Below are 21,905 nucleotides of genomic sequence, written 5' to 3'. Positions count from 1 at the left end.
TTCAACGCAAAGATAAAAGCATTCCGTACCCAATTCAGGGGAGTCAGTGACATTAAATTCTTCATGTTCAGACTGGCCACATTATACTCTTGACATCTTACCACCCACCGGGAAAATCCGCTGACCCGTAATAAACCTGTGTTATCGAAATTGGGCAAAATGCAGTATAGATGGATACATTCAAATAAAACGGCTGTGCCATAATTAAAAGCACAGCCGTTTTATTTAATGGTATAATACTTAGGATTACCAGATAACCACCCTCTCTTCAGCGGGACGGTACATCTTATCGCCGGCCTTGATGCCGAATGCCTCAAAGAACGGGGCTATGTTGCGGAGAGTAACGTTGACACGGTTTTCACCAAGCGAGTGTACGTCGCCGGTGGTAAGATTACGTATCTCTTCGTCGCGGATATTTCCTGCCCAAATGTTGGCATAGTTCATATAGTAAACTTGCATCGGATCATATCCGTCGATTTTGGCTTCGGGGGAATTGATGTCGACACCCTTTTTCTTCTGCGAGTCGAGGAATGCAGTACGTGATACACGCAGACCGCCTTGGTCAGCGATATTCTCGCCGAGAGTATACTGTCCGTTGGCATGGAGTCCGGGTAATACTTCGATTTCGTCAAACTGGGTCACGAGGCCTTTTGTGAGCTTTGAAAACGCTTCTGAGTCCTCGGGTGTCCACCAGTTGACCATATTGCCTTCGGCATCGAAATTGCATCCTTGGTCGTCGAAACCGTGTGTCATTTCATGGCCGATTACGACACCTATGCCGCCGTAGTTTTCGGCATCGCTGGCTTCAGGGTCAAAGAACGGAGCCTGAAGAATGGCTGCCGGAAATACAATCTCATTGGCAAGCGGATTGTAGTACGCATTGACCGTCTGCGGAGTCATGCCCCATTCGGTACGGTCAACCGGTTTGCCCCACTTGGCATAAGTCTCTGCCTGATGCCACATGCCTACATTGTGCATATTCTCGTAATAAGACAGCTTGGGGTCTATATTAAGTGTGGTATAGTCTTTCCACTTGTCGGGATAGCCGATCTTGACTGTGAATGCGTTGAGTTTCTTAATGGCATTCAGTTTTGTGTCATCGCTCATCCATGTAAGATTGATGATGTGTTTTCCGAGAGCTGTACGCAAGTTCTCTACGAGATCAAGCATATACTCCTTAGAGGACTCGGGGAAGTACTTTTCAACATAAAGCTGACCTACAGCTTCGCCCATAGCTCCTTCAGTGGCACCAAGCGCACGTTTCCAGCGAGGACGCTGCTGCTCCACTCCGCTCATAATCTTATTGAACTCAAACGAGGCGTTGGTAAAGTCGTCGCTAAGTGCCGATGCGGCCTGTGCCACATATTTCCAAAGGTAATAGTCTTTTATTTCGCGGTCAGTGAGCGAGCCCATGAGATTATTGGCCTGAGCTACGGAGCTAAGCTCGGTCACTATAACACTGGCCGGCGACTCGATGCCCATAGTCTCGATGAAGAAACGGTCCCAGTTTACGTTGGGATACATCTGCTTGAGCTGCTCGAACGAGCGCGGGTTGTACATAGCCGGGATGTTGCGGCTCTGCTCGCGTGTCCATGCCGAGTCAGCAAGTGCCGTCTCGATTTTCATAACATTCTTCATGATGCGGTTGGCGTCTTTCTTTGAGTAGCCTGCATTCTGCATCTGCTTTACGATGAGCTTCTGATAGGCCTCGCGCACTTCCTTGTTGCGTTTATCATTCTGCAGGTAATAGTCGCGGTCACCGAGACCCATGCCGCCTCCGCTCACGTACATTGCATAAACCTTGCTGTTTGAAAGGTCCTCCATAGGGCCTGCTCCGAAGAATGGGCTGGCGTAATTGCCGTGCATCCACAGGAAGAGGTCTTCCATGCCCTCGTGCGGGGTCGTCTCAATCTTTTTTAGATCGGCAAGAATAGGCTTGGCGCCCTCGGCGTTACGACGCACGGAGTCCATGGCCTGTGAGTAAATAGTCCATACCTTGAATGCTACGGTGCCGGGTTGCGGATTGGTGGCGCCGAGGTTGAGTACGATATTCTTAACACGTATCTCCGACGAATCGTTAAGGATATTGAAGTTGCCGTAACGGGCAAACTCAGGTGTCAGCGGGTGCGCGTCCTGCCATCCTTTATTGACATGTTTGTAGAAATCGACCGATGCCGGAGTGGACTTGTCGAAATAAGCCGGATTAAGGCTCTTCAGGTGCTCCTCGGCCGAGAGTGTTAGTGCGCCGGTCAGAGCCAGCGCCATGAAAAGTTTAAGTGATTTCATAATGTGAATTATAATGGTCAATTTGTTTTTGCATCGCAAAAGTAGTGAAAAATGTGTTACGTTGATGTATCTATAACGTCATTTCACGCAGTACGAGAGGTGCTTCTGGACCCATATTGAATATCAGGTCGAGCACGCTTAGGCCCGGCGTGAAGCCAAAACGCGAAGCCCATATCTGATAGTAGGGGATGTCTTTTACCGAAGTCGCGCCGGCAGCCACTTCATTATAAGCTTCCGTAGAGTTACAGCAGCCTATACCGAGGGCTCCGCGGCAGAAACGGTCTATGGCCGCGTCAAGATCGACAAGCAGTTCTATATCGCCGGAATATGTCGGACGCAGGTCGTCGGCATAGTACTCGAAGTAGGGGGTGCGGCCATAGGCGGAGCATATGGCGCCCCAATGCACATGCCACCACTCGCCGTGGGATGACACTTTCACATCGGACAGACGTGTGCTTCTCCACTCCTGAGGCTTCTCCAGCGGCACGGTAAGGCGTTGCACTCTGTTTGGTCCCTCGATGACACACCGGTGACAGTCCTTGTCGCGTTTGTTAAAGCGTCGTGTTATGTCAATGGTCACCGCGCCATACTGTGCCATGGCTGCATAATAACGCACACTGCCGCAGTATACAGGCGGTAGAACCACGTTAATATCCGGATATTTGACAAGCGGGCTGCTATTCATAGCTATTTATCGGGATTGGCCGGCTTCAGTACGCGTTCCCATCGTACACCTCCGTTAAGCAGGCTTTTATCCTTGTCAAACGACACAAGTACTCTCCAAGGCTTACCTACGATGTGGTCCTCGGGAACAAAGCCCCAGTAGCGCGAGTCGGCAGAGTTATCGCGGTTGTCGCCCATCATGAAGTAGTAATCCATAGCGAAGGTGTAGGTTTTTGCCGGTTTGCCGTCAATGTATACGGTGCCGTCCTTTATGTAGGCGTCATCGTGTCCTTCGTAATTGCGTATACAACGATTGTATATCTTCCATGTATAGTCGTCAAGCTTTATGCTTTTGCCCTTCTGCGGTATCCACAATTCGCCGTAGTCGGCTCGTGTCCAGCTGTCAGACACACCTTCCGGAAAAAGCGGGGTCTGTTCCGTAGCGGGTACCTTCATTATGCGGGTGGTGCGTGGATTGGCTTCAAGCTTCTCAATCATAGCCGGGGTTAGGGGCGATACATAAATAGTAGGTACCGAACCGTCATCATTGACAAGGAAACCGTTCATAGCCACGTTGCGCAACTCTCCGGGAGCCACCGGCACAATGTTGCGGTCGTCTACGCTGATGCCGAGTTCATCCCAATCGTGCTCTGACATGACGCCGTCGCGCATCTGGAAAAAGTAATTGAACTGGACATTTTCGGGCTGTGCCATAGGCTTGCCGTCAATGTATATGACGTCGTCTACTATTTTTAGGCGTTCGCCCGGAAGTCCTACGGCACGCTTGACATAGTTCTCTCGTCGGTCGACCGGACGGTATATGACATCGCCGAATTGCTCCTTGTTGTTATGTACGGCAAAGCGCCCGAGCATCGACACAAGTGTGTAGTAGTCAGGGTTGGTCACTTTGGTCGTGACCGTATCGCCGGCCGGGAAGTTGAAAACCACGATATCGCCTCGTTCTACGTTGCCAAGGCCCTTCAAGCGGCGGTACTTCCATTTCGGCCACTCGGTGTAGCTCTTGGTGTTGATTACCGGCAATGTGTTCTGCACCAGAGGGAAGTGTATCGGAGTCATGGGCACACGCGGGCCGTAAGCCGTCTTGTTGACCCACAGATAGTCGCCTACGAGTAGCGACTTCTCAAGCGATGATGATGGAATCTGATAATTCTGTCCTATGAATGTGAATACGAAATAGACCAGTATCAGCGCGTATACGATAGCGTCGACCCAACTCATCACGCTCTTCACAACTTTGTTGTCGCTTTTTTTCCACCAAGTGAAAGGTATGTAGCCGGTAATATATATGTCGAATAGTAGCAACAGGAAGATAAGTACCCACCAACTGCCGAGCCATGCCACCCACGCAATGAAGATGGCGGCTACAACGGCGAAACGTATCCAACGTGTGGTTTTAACTGCTTTTACGCGGTGCTTGAAGTCTTCGCCAAACGAGCGGCTGTTATTGTCGTTAGCCATACTGTCTTATTTAATTATGTCAAGAAGTTGCGGACGTTCTATCATGGAGTGCATCATCTCGTCCATGGTAAGAAACCCTTTTTTACCGGCTGTCCACTCGGCGGCAACGACCGCGCCGAGAGCGAAGCCCTCGCGCGACTTGGCTTCGTGCATTATTGTCAGGGTATCTACGGGGCTGTCCCACGAAATGATATGTGTACCCGGCACCTCGCCGATACGTTCGTGGGCTATAACTATGTTGTCAGCGCTATTGGCCGGCTCTTCGGTCCAGCCCTTTACGGCCTTGTCGCATGACATGATGCCTTCGGCAAGTGTGATGGCTGTACCGCTGGGATGGTCGAGTTTGTGTATGTGATGTATCTCCTTCATCGCGGGATGATACTGCGGGAAACCTTCCATCAGTGATGCGAGATAACGGTTTACGGCAAAAAACAGGTTTACTCCGAGAGAGAAGTTGGAGGTCCAGAAAAATGTAGCCTTACCTTCGTCGCAAAGTGCCTTTATATCGGGCATGGCGTCGAGCCAACCGGTACTGCCTGACACCACAGGCACTCCTGCGGCAAACGCCCGCTTGTAGTTGGCTACAGCCGTGGAGGGGGTGGTGAACTCTATGGCTACATCGGCGGAGGCAAATGAAGGAGACTCAAACTCATCCTGATTGTTGACGTCTATGCGACTTACTATTTCATGGCCGCGGCTTAACGCTATTCTCTCGATGGCTTTTCCCATCTTGCCGTAGCCTATCAATGCTATTTTCATATTTACCAATATTTTGCACAAAAATACGCATTTCTACACTAATCTCGAAATAAAACTTTAGTCGGATCTGTATTAAAAATATAATGTAGAATTATAGTTCAGTATACAGGGTGTGACAGGGGCGCGATTCTTTTATTACGTGCCCTGACAACGTGTATTTTAATAGATTAACCGGTTTTTGCCGCTGTAACCTTTTATTATCTGCGGACAGGGCATAAAAAAACGCTCCTTGAGTAAGGAACGCGTCTTTAATCGGTTAAAAGGAAGCCGATTATCGGCGGTCGGCTTCATGCAGGTAAAGTTCAGCGCTTGCAATGCAATAATTCACGGTGCGATACACTTTAGCTGCTGTTTTCAATAAGTTGCTCATAGTCTTTAAAATTAAATTAAACCTAAAACCAAACTCCCGTGTGGGGGAGCATTATCAATCATTATTCATCTATATAACGCTGCAAAGTTAGTAAATGTTTTTGAATTATGTTATAAAACATATATTTTTTTGTTTTGTGATGGCATTTTTTTTTATCGCAGACGTCGGTAGCGGCGTCCTATAAAGGTAAGTATTAGTCCTCGTGTCAACAGGTAGCAGATGAATGCGAGCCAAAGCCCATCGTTGTGCATACGAGGGTAGGCTATGAAGTAGACTATGAAAAAGATGGCAGTGGCGCCGAGCATGGAGCGCAGCATGTCGCGTGTGGCAGTGGCGCCGATGAATATTCCGTCCCACATAAAGGCGAGAAATCCCATAGCCGGTATGGTCACAACCCAGCACAGATATTCGTGAGCGCGGGCCACTACACTCTTGTCGTCGCTGAGAAGCGACAGCAAAAAATCGCCTCCCGCAATATACAGCAGCGTGAACAGAACAGCTATGGCAAAAGCCCAGCGGCAGAGTGAGTCCACACTTGCCTTGAGATTGGCCTTGTCGTTGGCACCCACGTATTTGCCGGCCATGGCTTCGCCGGCAAAGCCGAATCCGTCCATAAAAAATGAAAACAGCGTGAAGAACTGCATAAGCAGAGCGTTGACCGCCAGCATTTCGGGCCCTTGCAGCGCTCCGGTACGGGTAAACCATATGGTGACGGTAACCAGACATACGGTACGCAGAAATATGTGTACATTGACCTTGAAGAACCGACGCAGTCCGGTCCATTCGATAATCTCCCTGAAGGTTGTTTTTACAATCTTGTACCGTGTGGCCGCTATGAGCAACGCCAGTGCAAAGCCGAGCCATTGCGCCGAGAGTGTGCCCGCTGCCACACCCGTGATGCCGAGCCTGAATACGAAAACGAGCAGGCAACTGGCCGCTATGTTGCACACGTTGATGAAGACGGATATCCACATGGTGGCCTTGGAGTTCTGCATGCCGAGCAGCCAGCCGCACAGCACATAGTTGCCGAGCACTGCCGGAGCACCCCATATTAATATGTGGAAATAGGTTTTGGCATATATTGCCGTGTCACCCGACACATCCATAAAACGGAGCACTATATCGCATACAGGGCTTTGGAGCGCTATCATCACAGTGCCGGCTATCAAAGCCACGAGCAGTGCCTGTTTAAGCACACGTGACTGGGCTTTGGCGTCGCCGGCTCCGAAGGCCTGTGCCGTCATGCCGCTCGAACCCATGCGCAGAAACCCGAAAAGCCAGTAGAGCATGTTGAACATCGAACCGCCTACGGCTATGGCCGCAATGTAGTCAGAAGCCCCCATATGCCCCACGATAGCCACATCCACCAGACTCAACAGGGGAGTGGTGATGTTAGTGACTATCGAGGGTATGGACAGTGACAGAATCTGCCGGTTTATAGCTGAAAGTCGCAATTAGCCGGAAGAGTTTTTAACGTAGAGTCTTGGCTCTCATGCTGTCCCAAATGAGATAAGCGATGATGAGCAGATACATGATGCATCCGAGTATCTGGGTCGTGCCCATTGACAGAGGATTGTCATACTCGAAGCCGGCGAAGCGGGTCAGTGCGGCAAATACTCCGAACAGGGCGCCTCCGGCTATGAAGCCCGAGGCTATCAGCGTGCCGCGGTCGCGACGGGCGTTATTGACATCGGCGTCGGCTGAGCGGTTGGACACGAAGTATGCTATGGCGCCTCCCACAAGCATGGGGGTGTTGAGGTGAAGCGGTATGAACATGCCGAGGCAGAATGCCAGTGCCGGCACTCCGAGCCAGTTGAGTATCAGTGCGAGTATGGCCCCGACCATGTAAAGTATCCAAGGTGTGTCGCCGCCCATCATCAGAGGTTCGATGACTTTGGCCATGGCGTTGGCCTGCGGTGCCACGAGCGCGTCGGGTCCGGAGAAGCCGTACACTTTATTAAGTACAAGGATGACACCGCCCACGGTCGCTGCCGACACGAGTGTGCCGAGAAACTTCCAAGTCTCCTGCTTTTTGGGCGTTGAACCTATCCAATAGCCGATCTTCAGGTCGGTGACGAAGCCGCCGGCCATGGATAGCGCGGTGCATACCACGCCGCCTATCACCATCGAGGCCACGATGCCCGAAGTGCCGTTAAGCCCTATGCCGACAAATATGGCCGATGCTATGATAAGTGTCATCAGAGTCATGCCCGATACGGGGTTAGACCCTACGATGGCTATGGCGTTGGCAGCAACTGTGGTAAAGAGAAACGCTATCACAGTCACCACAAGCCATGCTATGAGCGTCTGCCAGAATGTGTTTATGACTCCTATGTAGAAGAATGCAAGCACCGCTATGAGCGCTACGGCTATCATGTATACGATGTGCTTCATTGATATGTCGGTCTGCCAGCGTACTTGTTTTGCGCTCTGCTGTTTGCCTTTGAGCTCCCGACCGGCGAGACCGATGGCCTGCGCTATGATCGACGATGACTTGATGATGCCGATAACTCCGGCCATGGCTATGCCGCCGATACCTATCAGTCGGGCGTAGTCGCTGAATATGGCCTCCGGCTGGAGCGAGGCTATCGCCGGAGCGCCGTAGGCGCCGATGAGGGGGATTATGATCCACCATACAAATATTGAGCCGGCAAAAATGACAAATGCGTATTTCAGCCCCACGATGTAGCCCAGACCGAGAAGCGCCGCGCCGGTGTTGACGCTGAACACGAGTTTGGTCTTTTCGGCCAGTGCGGTGCCCCACTGCGATGCCGTGGAGGTGACGTTTTCGGCCCACCATCCGAATGTGGCCAGCAGGTAGTCGTATATACCTCCTATGAGCGAGGCTATGACAAGGGTCTTGGCCTGTGAGCCGTTGCTCGACTTCGAGCCTTCGCCGCTCACGAGTACCTGCGTGGTGGCAGTGGCTTCGGGGAAGGGGTATTTGCCGTGCATGTCCTTCACGAAATATTTGCGGAAGGGTATGAAGAAGAGTATGCCGAGTATGCCGCCAAACAGCGAGCTAAGGAATATCTCCATGAAGTTGACCGTTATGTCGGGATACTTGGCCTGAAGTATGTACAGTGCGGGGAGGGTGAAAATGGCTCCGGCCACGATGACACCCGAGCATGCTCCGATCGACTGTATGATTACGTTCTGTCCTATGGCGTTTTTCTTGTTGAGCGCTCCCGAGAGGCCTACGGCTATGATGGCAATGGGTATTGCCGCTTCAAACACCTGACCTACACGCAGTCCGAGATAGGCTGCCGCCGCGCTGAAAATGACGGCAAGAACGAGGCCCATGATGACGGAGTAGGGGGTCACCTCGGGATAGTCGTGAGCCGGGTGCATGACGGGGTGGTACTGTTCGTCGGCTGCAAGTTCGCGGAACGCGTTTTCGGGCAGCCCTGACGCGCCGTTGTCATCGGCGATGTGGTCTGATTTCTGTGATGTATCGGCCATGATTTTTAAGTGATAATGATTATGATATGCGAAGTTAATAAAAATTGGGCCAACCTAAAAGTGGTTAATGCAAAAATACGGTTGTAAGCGGCCAATGTTTGGGTGGGCAATGTGAAACGCGGTGGCAAACGGCTATGATGGTGGTAGGGACGCCAGTACTACGGCGTCCCTACAAACCGTATGGTCATCTGCAATTGCTCTGCTGCGGGCCATCCGGATACGCGGGCGCCGTGGTACTGGCGCCCCTACTATTTGGCTGTGCAACACGCCGGAATTTTGACTTGACCGGGGTGCGCCGCAGCTACATTCATACCGGTAGGCCGAGTGCGTCCAATGCGTCGTCGAGTGCGGTGGAGGGCGACAGCTTTATGACCGAGGGGTCGCGCTTGAGCCACGTGAGCTGTTTTTTCGCGTAGACGCGGGTGTTTTTGGCTATGCGCGCTATGGCTGTGTCACGGTCCATCGTGCCGTCCATCCATGCAAACAGTTCTTTATAGCCTACGGTGTTGAGCGAGTTGAGATGGCGCATCGGGTACACGCTCCGGGCCTCTTCGATAAGCCCTTGGTCTATCATCGTGGCTACGCGTCTGTTGATGCGGTCAAATAGTTCGTCGCGCCGGTAGTCTATCATCATTTTGATGATTCTGAACGGGCGCGGTTTTACGGCGCCGGTGCGTAGCGACGAGTACGGCGCTCCGGCTTCGAGGCATATTTCCACCGCGTGTATCAGCCGCCGGTGGTTGGCAGGGTCGGCGGTTCTGAGGTAGTCGGGGTCGAGCATGCGCAGCCGAGCGCGCAGTCCCTCGAAGCCTTCGGCTTCATATATGTCAGCCACGTCGCGGCGCACTTGGTCGCTTATCGTGGGCAACTCGTCAATGCCGCGGCACACTGCGTCTATGTACATCATGGAGCCGCCGCACATTATGGCGTAGGGCGAGCGTTCCCACAGCGAGGGCAGAAGCGCCATGACATCCTCTTCGAAGCGGGCGGCGCTGTAGTAGTCGCCCAGCGATAGGGTGCCTACGAAGTGGTGAGTCACGGCGGCAAGCTGCGTGCTGTCGGGCGCGGCAGTGCCTACGGGTATGTCGCGAAACAGTTGGCGCGAATCGGCCGATATGATTTCACATCCGAGCCTTCGTGCCAACTGTATGGACAAGTCGGTTTTTCCCGAGCCTGTAGGCCCGGTGACCACTATAAGCGTATGTCTTGGGTCGCTGTGGAGCGGCATGGTCAGCTCTCGGCTACCAGTCGGGCTATCTCCACGATTACTTCGGAGGCTTTCTCCATCGAGTTCACGGGCACGAACTCATAGCGTCCGTGGAAATTGAGTCCTCCGGCGAATATGTTGGGACAGGGCAGACCCTTGAACGACAGCTGGGCTCCGTCTGTGCCGCCGCGTATAGGCACCACATGGGGAGTGACGCCGACATTGAGCATGGCCTGCTCCGCATAGTCGACCACATACATGACCGGCTCTATCTTCTCACGCATGTTGTAGTACTGGTCCTTGATTTCGATAGCCGTGCTGTTTGGAAACTCGTTGTTGACTTTCCGCACGAGGTGTTCGAGCTCTTTTTTGCGTCGTTCGAAGCGGTCGCGGTCATGGTCGCGTATTATATATGTGACTTCGGTCTTCTCCACGTCGCCTTTTATCGATATGAGGTGGAAGAAGCCTTCGTAGCCTTCGGTGTGCTCGGGGGTTTCCCAGCGCGGAAGCATTGAGGTGAACTGGTTGGCTATGCGTATGGAGTTGAGCATCTTGTGCTTGGCGTAGCCCGGATGCACGTTGCGTCCTTTAAATGTTATTTTTGCGGCGGCGGCATTGAAGTTTTCGTACTCGAGCTCGCCTATTTCGCCGCCGTCCATCGTGTAGGCCCAGTCGGCACCGAACTTCTCGACGTCAAATTTGTGAGCGCCCTGACCTATTTCTTCATCGGGGTTAAATGCTATGCGTATTTTGCCGTGCTTGATTTCGGGGTGGTGCATGAGGTATTCCACGGCCGATATTATCTCTGCTATGCCGGCTTTGTCGTCGGCTCCGAGCAGGGTGTTGCCGTCGGTCACTATGATATCCTGACCCTTGTAGTGGTCGAGCTCGGGAAACTGACGGGGCGAAAGTATGATGCTCTTCTCTTCATTGAGAATGATGTCGCCGCCCTCGTAGTTTTTGACAATGCGGGGGTTGACATGACGTCCCGAGAGGTCGGGGGAGGTGTCGAGATGGGCGATGAAGCCTATCGTGGCTATGGGCTTGTCGGTGTTGGCCGGCAGAGTCGCCATCAGGTAGCCGTTTTCGTCAAGGCTTATATCTTCGAGTCCGAGCTTCTGCAATTCTTTTTCCAGATGCTGGGCAAATATCATTTGGCCGGGTGTCGAGGGCCACAGATTGGTTAATTCGTCACTCTGGGTGTCAAATTTGACATATTCCAAAAATCGGTCAATTACATTCATAGCGAAAAGGGTTTTAACAGGTGTTATTAAACGACCTCTAAGTTTAACGGTATTATCCACTACAAAGGTAATATAATTTTTGGAAAAAACAACATTTCACTATGCGGGTTTCTGTCTCGGCCGACTGATTGTCTGGTTGCGGACGTGTCGGCAAAAGGGGGCTGTAAGACCCGTCACCGTGTGTGACCCTCGAAATCCGGTTGAAGAGCTGAATTGTAGGGGCGCCAGTATTACGGCGCCCGCGCATCCGGAAGGCCTTCGGTCGAGCAATTTTAGATGACCGTAGGGGTCGCAGTCGGACGCCGTGGTACTGGCGTCCCTACCACCGTCATAGCCGTTTGCCGCCGCGTTTTTACGTTGGTCCATTTAACAGTCGTAAATGTTAAAATTGCGATTTTTTTATTGAAAATTATTGTGAATTTGAAATGAGTGATATAAATTTGCGCAGTTATAGCAAAAAATGTGTTAGTCAGCAGTAGGTTGTGCAAAACCTTATGAGTTTTTTTGTATAGAACAATGGGAAAAGGTATTTATTCATTACTCTTTCTTATAGTCTTATGTGCCAGTATCTCGGCCCGGGCTGTCGAATGCCGGTACGATACTATGCGTGTGACCTTAAATTTCGCTCAAGGTGAAAGCGCATTGGATACCGCATATGCATCCAATGCCGGTAGCGTGCGCTATTTGCGGTCGCGGCTCGGCGGTGTGGATGCGTCGTCAGGTGCCGTCAGATCGGTGTCGGTGCGGGGAGGAGCTTCGCCCGAAGGTGGTCTGATTCATAATATTGAACTGGCTGCGCGCAGGGCCGACAGCGGTGCTGATTTTATGTCGGGGTGCATCCCTGTGGCCCGGTCGGGTGTCAATGTGCTTGATAGCGGAGTCGACTGGCTTCGTCTGCGCTCTATGGTAGATGCCTGCAGCGAGGACTGGAGGCATGAGGCAGTCATGATAATCGACGATGTGCCTGAACTGGTGTATGACGACGATGACCGGATAGTCGACAGCCGCAGCCGACGTCTGGGAATGTTGCGCGGAGGTGATGCGTGGCGTTATATGTCGCGTCATTTCTTTCCCATGATGAGAAATGTAGATATATGTATAGAGGTGTTAAGCGGGACTGCCGCCGGTAATGAGGTGTGTCAGTCCCCGAATACGTCACCGACCGATATAAGTGGCGATACGGCATATGTGGCAGGGGCACGAGGCGAAGCACTGCATGCCGATGGTGAGCTCGGGTTGCCGGAGGCGGCCGCCGACGGAGGCTTCCGTATGTTGCTGAAGACCAATATGCTCTATGATGCGGCCGCAGTGCCGAATATAGGCATTGAGGCGGCCTTCGGCAACGACTGGTCGGTCGGAGTCAACTGGATGCACGCATGGTGGAGCCGCAACCTGACACACCGTTACTGGCGTGTATACGGAGGTGACGTGGAATTGCGGCGGTGGATCCACCGCAATGACCGCTCTACTTCGCACAGCGGTCATCATTTAGGCCTTTACGGTCAGATTCTTTCCTATGATGTGGAGTTTGGCGGCCGTGGCCGTCAGAGCGACGGCTTGAACTGGGGCGTAGGACTGGCCTATGGCTATTCACTGCCCTTAAGCCGATATTTTAATCTTGACTTTACGATAGGGGTTGGTTATCTCGCCGGCGAATATAAGAAGTACAGGCCGGTTGACGATTGTTATGTATGGCAGGAAACGGCCAAACTCAACTGGTGGGGCCCGACAAAAGCCGAGATATCGCTCGTATGGATTATCGGCGGTCGCCGGAAAGGAGGTAAACTATGAAAAGACGGTTTGCTATAGCTGTATTGCTTGTGGCGTTGGTGTGTGTTATTCAGTCGTGCAGCCACAAGGATTTATGTTACGACCACAATCATGTAGTTGATTTTGAGATAAAATTTGACTGGTCTAAAGCTCCCGACGCCGCGCCGAGAACTATGGTGGTGCGTATTTTCCACATGGACGGCAGTTTTTATCGAAGATATGAGTTCATAACACGCGAAGGTGGCAAAGTAAGGCTTGACGCGGGTCAGTACAAGATGCTGTTTCATAACGGTGACATGGAGTCGGTACGAGAGGTTGACAATGATTATGACAACTATTCGTTGACAACAATCCAACAGGAACTGCTGGCTCCTATCGGACGTGTCGATAATGAGACACCACGACCCGATGACTCCGAGGCACAGCCTGTACATAACGCTCCGGAGACAGTATGGGGCGGCCGTGAAGAGTATGTTGAGGTAGGGCCCGGGGCCGAGTCGGGGCAGGTGACATTAATGCCTGAAGAAGTGACGTCGGTCTATAATATAGAGATACGCAACGTTGTGAACATGAGCGAGGATATAGGAGTGAGCGCCGCTTTGACGGGTATGGCCGAGTGCTGGCAGCTTGCGGCGGCCGGCGCTTCTGCCGGACCCGTCACGATACCTATAGCGCTCGAGCGTCGCGATGAGCATACTTTTACGGCGAGGGTCGTGTCGTTCGGTCATTGTCCGGTCGAAAAGCTTTCACATTGGCTTTCCGTATATACCACCAATCAGTATTATTACCACTTCGATGTGTCTTCGCAGTTTCATGAAGTCGAAGACGACGGCAATATACTTATTATAATCGAAGGGCTTAAACTGCCTGACCCTGACGCTACAGGCATGTCGCCTTCTGTATCGGGATGGTCTGACGACATCAACAACGATATAAACATGAATTAAATATAAACAAGTAATAGATCAGAACATGAATTCGAAAATTATCTTTTTAGGACTGGCCGGAGCAATGTCGCTTATGCTTGCATCATGTTCCGGAGAAGAGGCTGATGAAATTTTAAAGGGTGACGCCATCTCGTTCAATACGAGCGTGAGCCGTGCGACCGAGCTGACGCAGAGTAATTTAGCCGGTTTCCGCGTCTATGCCGATGCTGACAGTTACAAGAACCTGTTTATTGACGGAGCTTGGGCTAAACGTGAGGGTACCTCAAATGTATTTACCCTGCCTACGTCTTATTATTGGCCGCAGGGAGTTCAGAAGATCCGTTTTTGGGCTTACGCTCCATATAACGGCCCTGACGCAGCCCAAGTGCTGACCCCCCAGTTCTCTGTCGATGAGCAGAAATTCGGAGCATATAACCCGAAAACGGACTTGAAAGAAGCCGGAAAGGAGCATAATGACATAGTCGTGGCATATACCGAGGTGACGCAGGCGGCAGCGAGCGGTTCGTCTGTGGAGCTGAAATTTCATCATGCTCTGTCGCAGATTGAAGTGAAGGCCATACTTGGAGAGGGCGCACGTAAAGGAATAAAAGCTGATCCGGATAATGGCGTTGACAAAGGTCATGAGGGCATGATCGTGTATGTAAAGGGTGCTTGGATTATGAATGTAGCCGGATCAGGAACCTTAAGCTTTAATAAACAAGAGGATGTCAAGGACAATCATATCTTATGGAATGCTGATGCGAATATCAAGGGCAATTATGGACGTGTGACAAGCAAAAAAATGGAGCTTGACGGTGTTGCCGGTACACCCTCTGGTCTTATAGTCAACGGTGCTGATGCGACTCTTCCCTATAGCCTTATGCTTATACCTCAGGAGACTAAAAAGTATACATTCGCTAATGAAAGCAGTACAGCTAAAGAAGGTGCCTATATATTGGTTTTGTGTCGTGTTGAATCGGTACATGAGGAAGCCAATCATGATGGCGCTTTGTCCGGCAGCGTTATTCCGGGTGAAGATCACCAGACACACGTGCATCAGATGTTCCCTGTGTCCGCTAAATTTGATGACAAAGAGTTTGGATACGCATGTGTGCCTATCGACATCAAATGGGAGCCCGGAAAGAAGTATACCTATACTCTCCAGTTCTGCGGTACAAATAGTGGTGCCGGGGTTTACCCTCCTGAACTTCCGACGATGCCTGATGCCGGTGACGATGTCGTAGTCGTTGAACCCGACACTGATAAGAAACCCGGTACTCCGGTGCTTAACAATCCGTTGAAATTCACCGTCACCATGGACGAATGGAACAGTGGTGAAGTGGATGAAAAACCGGAAATGAACTAATCCTTTTTTACGAAAAAACGATTGTAAACCTGACCTCTATGCAGTTTAGTGCTAAATATATAGTTGACCTCTCATGCCGCGCGCTTGCAGTGATGTGCGCGGCATGGGTGTTTAATGCCTGTACCGATGACACTTTCGACCCTTCGGTCGGTAAGTATTCGGAGTTCGTTTCTTTCCGGACCGAGGCTCCAGGCGGCTGGACCGACGGAGATGGGGCGAGAAGCGCCGGCGCACTACATGAGGTCAATATCGAAAAGATCGGCGGTGAGGAGTGCGGTGCCCCGCTCTATCTTATAACCGAGGTGACGGAGGCTTCTGATTCTGTCGTTGAAGTGTCCGGTAGCCGTGGCTCTGATTTTACCGCTGCCACCATACCCTCTATCGGCATGTCGGCCATCTGCTACAGCGAGTGGCCTGACGACCCGACAGGCATGTCTCCTAACTTTGCCCATAACATACGTCTGTACAAAGATGGCTCCGGGTCCTCTTGGGCGCCTTCTGATGACGAGAAGCTGCTCTGGACAGGCTCGGGCAACATCAAGTTTTATGCCTATGCTCCGTATTCTGATGATTTCGGCACCGGCGATGGCAAATATCCCGGCAGTGCCGTCCATTCGACCACTGGGCTGCCTGCCATTGATTTTACTGTCACTGACAATGTGGCGGAGCAGGTCGATCTGCTTGAGGCCACTGCCGTGTGTGGCGGCGATCATTACAACGACGTTGCGCTTAAGTTCTCACATGCCCTTACGGCAGTGACTATAAAGACCGGCAGCGACATGCTTGCCGGTAAAATAACTGAAGTGACACTGTCGGGTGTATATGGAAGAGGCACTCATGTCATCGGCTCGCGGGAATGGGACTTTTCCGAAACCGTGAAGTCCGGTTTCACCATAAAGCCGAAGGACGATGATGCCGACATTCCGGCGCAAGGCTCCGACAACATTTATTCAAAACCCGGCACCGAGATTGTAGGAGGTGAATTGACTCTCTTCATGATACCTCAGACTCTGCCTGACGGAGCCAAGCTGACGGTGAAGTTCAAGCCGGCCTTGTCTGATAAGCTTGTCAGCGAAAACGAATATACATTGACTGCCGACCTTAAAGGTGGTAAATGGCTTCCTAACACAAAGGTGGTATACTCGATATCTTCGACGGGCATCGTCATAACGCCTAAGATTGATGCTGATCCATTGCCGGCCATACTGCATCCTAACGGATATGTCAATGACTGGAAAATGGCTCTGTATGGCGAGCTGGTGCAGGTAGGTCATAAGTCGCCTGAAAAAATAAAATTGCCCATAAAAAGGGTGGAGTATTCTACCGATGGAGGCCTTAGCTGGGCCGCGGGTGAATGGCATAATGGCGACGACTCGAAGGCCGGATTGAGCGACAAGGTGGCCCGTTCATTTAAACTGGATGCCCAACCCTCATTTACACATATGAGGAAATTCTTTACCGAGAAAGGATTAGATATAAATTCGGAGGCCGGTACTGATGTCGTGAACCTTGCGGCAAAGGAGCCAGCCAACTGCTATGTCATCAATAAGCCGGGCTATTACAGTTTTCCGCTTGAATACGGCAATGCAAGCACCGGAACAAATGCTTACACCTATATGGGCGCCCCCATAGCGGACGATAACCTTTCAAAGGATTTCGTATTGAAGAATTTTGTCGGCCATGATAATAAATCTATTGCCGGTCCCGCAATAACAGGTGTCAGTGATGTCGTGCTGGTGTGGCAGGACGCTCCCGGTCTTATTTCGGATATAAAGCTTGAAGGTTCGACGGTTAAGTTTCATGCCGGATGGCAGACATTTACGCAGGGCAATGCTGTCATTGCCGCCCGTAATAGCGATGGCGTTATTCTGTGGAGCTGGCATATATGGGCTACCCATTATAAGTGGGATGGCTCCGAGGACATCGAAATAACTACCGCGGAGATTGAGGATACTGATGGAACGATGCTCCCGGGCGTGCCGTACAAAATGGCTCCGTGCAATCTTGGCTTCTGCGAGCCTCATGAGGGCGATAAGAAACGAGAGTTTAAAGTGAGACTCATTGTTGAACTGCCTGTGCCTGACAAATCTAAGGCAGAAAAGACAGTGTTGGTGACCGGTACAATGACGCAGGAAGAGATTGTGGCTTCTGTGGCCGGTGACAATACGTACTATCAGTGGGGCCGTAAGGATCCTATGCTCCCGGGGGTATGGAATTCTGATATCTATGAAAATGGATATAAGGGTTATGGAAAGGATCCACAGTTCAACATGGATAATAAAAAGTATTATTCTGATGATTTTAAATTTGAGCGGGCCCCAAGTGCGGTTTCGATAGGTGAAGCCATCAAGTACCCCTATCGTTTTTATATGTATAATAATTATGGTGGGGACAAACATCCCGATAATTTTCCTCGCCGTCATTGGCATAATGGTGAGGGTACCAATTATGGTAACCACGGGATTATGAATTATTGGAATGCAAATTTGTATGAGATGAGTAAAGAAGATGCTGGTATCATAAATAATAAGGAGGTTCAGAAGACGATATATGATCCGTGTCCTCCGGGTTATAATGTGCCTTCGGCGCATGTATTTTCTGCTTTCTCTGACACATATGGTAAAGCCGGAAGATCTTTTGCTGATTTTGAAAACGTTAATGGTTATGTGTTAGATAAGTATAATGACGAAGGGATGCGCATCGGTTGGAAATTCAATAATGGCGTCTTTTTCCCTGCTACAGGATTAAGAGATATGGGTATGAGTAAAATCGTCATTGATTGGGGGGATACAGATACGTGGCCTGCCCATGCTGACCTTACATTTATAGCTACAACGTCATTTATAGAAGATGGTATTACATATCGTTGTTTGATATTTTATCTCGACCGCAGGCATGGGCAGGATAAGATTTGTGTAAATTGCGGTTCAAACAATTCTTATGGCTTCTCGGTGCGTCCTGTGCATTCTGCTCCTTGATCACGATGAAGTTTGTCAATGTCGTTGATTGTAGGTAACTTTGCGGCATTATGCCGCAACCGATAAAAATAGAACTTCTTGCTCCGGCCCGTGACGGCGCCGTCGCTGTCGAGGCGATACGTCACGGAGCCGATGCTGTATATATAGGTGCCGAAAGCTTCGGCGCGCGTGCTGCTGCGGGAAATTCGACCGATGATATAGCCCGGGTGGTGGAATATGCGCATCGGTTTGATGCCCGGGTCTATGTCACTGTCAATACTATTGTTTACGATTCTGAACTGAAGGCAGTGGAGCGGCTTGTGCGCCGCCTTTATACTGCGGGCGTCGATGCCGTTATCGTGCAGGATATGGCGTTGCTTAGAATGGATATTCCTCCTATAGCACTTCATGCGAGCACACAGTGCGATACTCGCAACCCTGCGCGGGCGCGTTTTCTTCAGGATGTAGGCTTCTCGCAGATTGTGCTGCCGCGTGAGTTGTCGCTCCGCGAGATAGAGGCCGTGAAGCGGGCGGTCGATGTGCCGCTCGAGGCGTTTGTGCACGGGGCCCTTTGTGTAAGCTACAGCGGCGACTGTCATGCGAGCGCCGTATTGCGCGGACGTAGTGCCAACCGGGGCGAGTGTGCCCAGATATGCCGGCTGCCTTATGATCTGTATGACGGAGCTGACAAGTGTGTGGAGCGTGGCAGGCATCTGCTGTCGCTGCGTGACCTGAATCTGAGCGACCGCCTTGAGGCGATGCTCGATGCCGGAGTGTCGTCGCTGAAAATTGAGGGGCGTCTGAAGGATGTCGGCTATGTGAAAAACATCGTGGCGCATTATCGCCGGGCCCTTGATGATATATTTGCTCGGTCCGGTGGCCGGTACTGCGCTCTGTCGTCGGGCGAAGTCAGGCTCGGCTTCGATCCTTCGCCATCCAAAAGTTTTAACCGAGGGTTCACCCGCTACTTTCTTGACGGCCCGCGGCAGGGCGGTATGGCTTCGATCTACACTCCCAAGTCGCAGGGCGAGCGTGTTGGTGTGGTGAGCTCGGTGCGCGGCGGAGTTATCGAGGCGCGTCTTGATGTGGAGCTTGCCAACGGCGACGGCCTTGCATGCTTCACTCCCGGAAAGTCACTTCAGGGCTTTCGGCTGAACCGCGTCGACGGGAGCCGGCTGTATCCGGCCGGAAGTGTGGCCCTGTCGCCGGGTTCGGTGTTGTACCGCAATAGCGACAAGGCCTTTGACGACATCCTTGCGCGGCCGTCGGCTACACGCACCATAGGAGTGTCGATGCGGCTGGGTGTTGTCGGTTCTGACCGCCTTGCGCTTGAAGTGACCGATGTGCGCGGCAATGAGGTGACTGTGGTCCGTGATGTGGGAGTCATTGCCCCGGCGCGTAGCGGGCAGAACGAAGCGCGACGCAGGGTGCTGTCTAAACTCGGCGGTACTGATTATGAATTTTCGGAACTTGTGGATGACGCGGGCGACCGGTTTATTGCGGCCGGTGTGCTTGCCGCATTGCGCCGCGAGGCTGTGGGGCTGCTCGACGCGGCTCAGGCGGTGCGTTACCGGCGTGAACTCCGGCGTCCTGAATGTCGCGGAGCTGTGTTTCCCGACGGTCTTGAACTATCTTATCATGAAAATGTGTCCAACGCCTTGGCGCGCCGTTTCTACGAAGAGCATGGCGCATCGTTGGTCTGCCCTGCGATTGAAGTGGAGCCTCCGCGACGTGTGTCGGGGCTGACCGTCATGACTACCCGCTACTGTCTGCGCCGTGAGCTTGGAGCCTGTCTGCGTGAGGGTGGAGCCGCCCGTCTTGCCGGTCCGCTGCGTCTGGAGTCGGGCGATATTGTGCTCGGGCTCGAATTTGACTGTCGAAACTGCAGAATGCATGTCAATGTGCTTGACGGAAAGAAGAAAAAATAGTAAATTTGTTGTCTGTGGCACATTATTATATTAAACTATCAATCACAATAAATAATAACCGAATATGAAAAAGGAGATGATTTTGGTGACCGGTGGCACCGGTTACATCGGATCACACACTGTCGTGGAGCTTCAGAAAGCCGGCTACCCCGTCGTGATCGTTGACAATCTGTCAAACAGTAATGAGGAAGTGCTTGACGGCATCACAAACATCACCGGCATAAAGCCTGAGTTTGTCAAGGCCGACTGTACCGATATGGAAGCCATGAAGGCGCTTTTTGCAAAGTATCCCGGCATAAAGGGCATCATCAACTTTGCCGCAAGCAAGGCCGTGGGCGAGTCCATGCAGAAACCCCTGCTTTACTACCGCAACAATCTTGATACACTCATGAACCTGCTTGACCTTATGGCGGTCCATGAAGTGAAAGGCATTGTGTTCTCTTCGTCATGTACGGTTTATGGCGAGCCTGATGAAAATCCCGTTACCGAGCGGTCGCCAATAAAAAAAGCCACTTCACCGTACGGCAACACCAAGCAGATATCGGAGGAGATCATTACTGACGTCATCAATGCCGGAGCTCCGTTCAAGAGCATCATCCTGCGTTATTTCAATCCCGTGGGTGCGCATCCGTCGGCCGAGATAGGGGAGTTGCCCAACGGAGTGCCTCAGAACCTTATTCCTTATCTTACACAGACTGCCATCGGTATCCGTAAGGAACTTAGCGTATTCGGCGACGACTATGACACACGCGACGGATATTGTATCCGCGACTTCATCGATGTCGTGGACCTCGCCCGCGCCCATGTTATTGCCGTTGAACGTATGCTGGAGGATAAGAGCGACGCCAAGATAGAGATTTTTAACCTCGGTACCGGCAACGGACTGTCGGTTATGGAGCTTATTGAGGCCTTTGAACGTGCTACCGGCGTAAAAGTGCCTTATAAAATCGCGCCTCGTCGTGCAGGCGACATAGAGCAGGTGTGGGCCGATCCCTCCTATGCCAACGATGTTCTCGGCTGGACCGCCGATACCCCTATCGACGATACTATGCGTGCCGCGTGGGCATGGCAGTGCCGTCTTCGTGACCGCGGCATCATGTAGTCTTCCGGCATCTGCGAGTACCTTACGGGCTCGCCGCAGCTTCCCTCCGTGATCGCTCCTCATAAGTCTGATAGGCTCTGTTTCGCGTCGCTTTTCCCGTTGCGTTCTGCGGCGGGCTCGCCGCAGTTTCCCGAGGCCTCGTCCTATTGGACTCATTAGCCTAATTGGTCCTATTGGCCTAATCAGCCTAATTCCCAGCTTGTTACAATTTTGTTCAATAAAAACTTGTAAAAATATTTGGAGGATATGTATAAAGTGACTAACTTTGCACTCGCTTTTGAAAAGGAGCTGCCTCGGGGAGAGCCCCGGAAAAAGGATTAACAAATTTTTTCGCCGAAAAGTTTGCGGGAATGAAAAAGAGGTTGTAACTTTGCAACGCTTTTCCC

The 21,905-nt window shown here is 51.6% G+C and carries 14 protein-coding genes and 1 pseudogene; 7 read left to right on the top strand and 8 right to left on the bottom strand.

Annotated elements, in window-relative coordinates:
* A pseudogene (locus tag FW767_RS13370) lies at positions 1-93 on the top strand (transposase); the annotation flags it as partial.
* A 153-nt stretch (positions 94-246) separates the two neighbouring features.
* Here the strand turns inward: FW767_RS13370 and FW767_RS11940 are convergent.
* The 8 genes from FW767_RS11940 to pepT all read right to left on the bottom strand — a co-directional run bounded on the left by FW767_RS11940 (position 247) and on the right by pepT (position 11,470).
* Positions 247-2,286 carry a M13 family metallopeptidase gene (locus FW767_RS11940; protein WP_235898121.1) on the bottom strand — a complete coding sequence of 680 codons (2,040 nt, stop codon included), beginning with the start codon at positions 2,284-2,286 and terminating at the stop codon, positions 247-249.
* 70 nt (positions 2,287-2,356) lie between these two features.
* On the bottom strand, positions 2,357-2,971 hold the full coding sequence (locus FW767_RS11935) for a WbqC family protein (protein ID WP_121700262.1): 615 nt from the start codon (positions 2,969-2,971) through the stop codon (positions 2,357-2,359).
* A 2-nt stretch (positions 2,972-2,973) separates the two neighbouring features.
* A complete protein-coding gene (gene lepB, locus FW767_RS11930) occupies positions 2,974-4,428 on the bottom strand; it encodes a signal peptidase I (protein WP_121700261.1) in 1,455 nt (484 codons plus the stop codon).
* 6 nt (positions 4,429-4,434) lie between these two features.
* A complete protein-coding gene (locus FW767_RS11925; RefSeq protein WP_121700260.1) occupies positions 4,435-5,187 on the bottom strand; it encodes a 4-hydroxy-tetrahydrodipicolinate reductase in 753 nt (250 codons plus the stop codon).
* A 522-nt stretch (positions 5,188-5,709) separates the two neighbouring features.
* Positions 5,710-7,011 (bottom strand): MATE family efflux transporter, encoded by a 1,302-nt coding sequence (locus FW767_RS11920; RefSeq protein ID WP_235898120.1) that lies wholly within the window; start codon positions 7,009-7,011, stop codon positions 5,710-5,712.
* A 16-nt stretch (positions 7,012-7,027) separates the two neighbouring features.
* Positions 7,028-9,019 carry an OPT family oligopeptide transporter gene (locus FW767_RS11915; protein WP_121700259.1) on the bottom strand — a complete coding sequence of 664 codons (1,992 nt, stop codon included), beginning with the start codon at positions 9,017-9,019 and terminating at the stop codon, positions 7,028-7,030.
* A 307-nt stretch (positions 9,020-9,326) separates the two neighbouring features.
* On the bottom strand, positions 9,327-10,247 hold the full coding sequence (miaA, locus tag FW767_RS11910; RefSeq protein WP_121700258.1) for a tRNA (adenosine(37)-N6)-dimethylallyltransferase MiaA: 921 nt from the start codon (positions 10,245-10,247) through the stop codon (positions 9,327-9,329).
* Positions 10,248-10,249: 2 nt separating this feature from the next.
* Complete coding sequence (gene pepT / locus FW767_RS11905) at positions 10,250-11,470, bottom strand: peptidase T (protein ID WP_121700257.1); 1,221 nt, start codon at positions 11,468-11,470, stop codon at positions 10,250-10,252.
* Between the two features lie 516 nt (positions 11,471-11,986).
* On the opposite strand from pepT, the gene FW767_RS11900 reads away from it, so the two are divergent.
* The 6 genes from FW767_RS11900 (at position 11,987) to galE (ending at position 21,519) form a co-directional block, all read left to right on the top strand.
* Entirely contained in the window at positions 11,987-13,261 is a 1,275-nt protein-coding gene (locus FW767_RS11900) for a DUF3575 domain-containing protein (RefSeq protein ID WP_121700256.1), read from the top strand.
* Entirely contained in the window at positions 13,258-14,187 is a 930-nt protein-coding gene (locus FW767_RS11895; protein ID WP_121700255.1) for a DUF5119 domain-containing protein, read from the top strand. The genes FW767_RS11900 and FW767_RS11895 overlap by 4 nt, the downstream gene beginning before the upstream one ends.
* Before the next feature lie 25 nt (positions 14,188-14,212).
* Positions 14,213-15,532, top strand: a complete 1,320-nt coding sequence (locus tag FW767_RS11890; RefSeq protein ID WP_150980635.1) for a fimbrillin family protein — start codon at positions 14,213-14,215, stop codon at positions 15,530-15,532.
* A gap of 38 nt (positions 15,533-15,570) precedes the next feature.
* Positions 15,571-18,510: a fimbrillin family protein gene (locus FW767_RS11885; RefSeq protein WP_121700253.1), complete on the top strand. Its 2,940-nt coding sequence runs from the start codon at positions 15,571-15,573 to the stop codon at positions 18,508-18,510.
* 50 nt (positions 18,511-18,560) lie between these two features.
* On the top strand, positions 18,561-20,417 hold the full coding sequence (locus FW767_RS11880; protein ID WP_121700252.1) for a peptidase U32 family protein: 1,857 nt from the start codon (positions 18,561-18,563) through the stop codon (positions 20,415-20,417).
* Positions 20,418-20,481: 64 nt separating this feature from the next.
* The gene (gene galE, locus FW767_RS11875) at positions 20,482-21,519 is read left to right on the top strand and encodes a UDP-glucose 4-epimerase GalE (RefSeq protein WP_121700251.1); all 1,038 of its coding nucleotides are present in this window, start codon (positions 20,482-20,484) and stop codon (positions 21,517-21,519) included.
* The last annotated feature ends 386 nt before the right edge of the window (positions 21,520-21,905 follow it).

The sequence above is a fragment of the Heminiphilus faecis genome, from assembly GCF_008728965.1.
Classification (GTDB): domain Bacteria; phylum Bacteroidota; class Bacteroidia; order Bacteroidales; family Muribaculaceae; genus Muribaculum; species Muribaculum faecis.
Note: the sequence above shows the minus strand (reverse complement) of the source record. Positions and strands in the feature narration are given on the sequence as shown.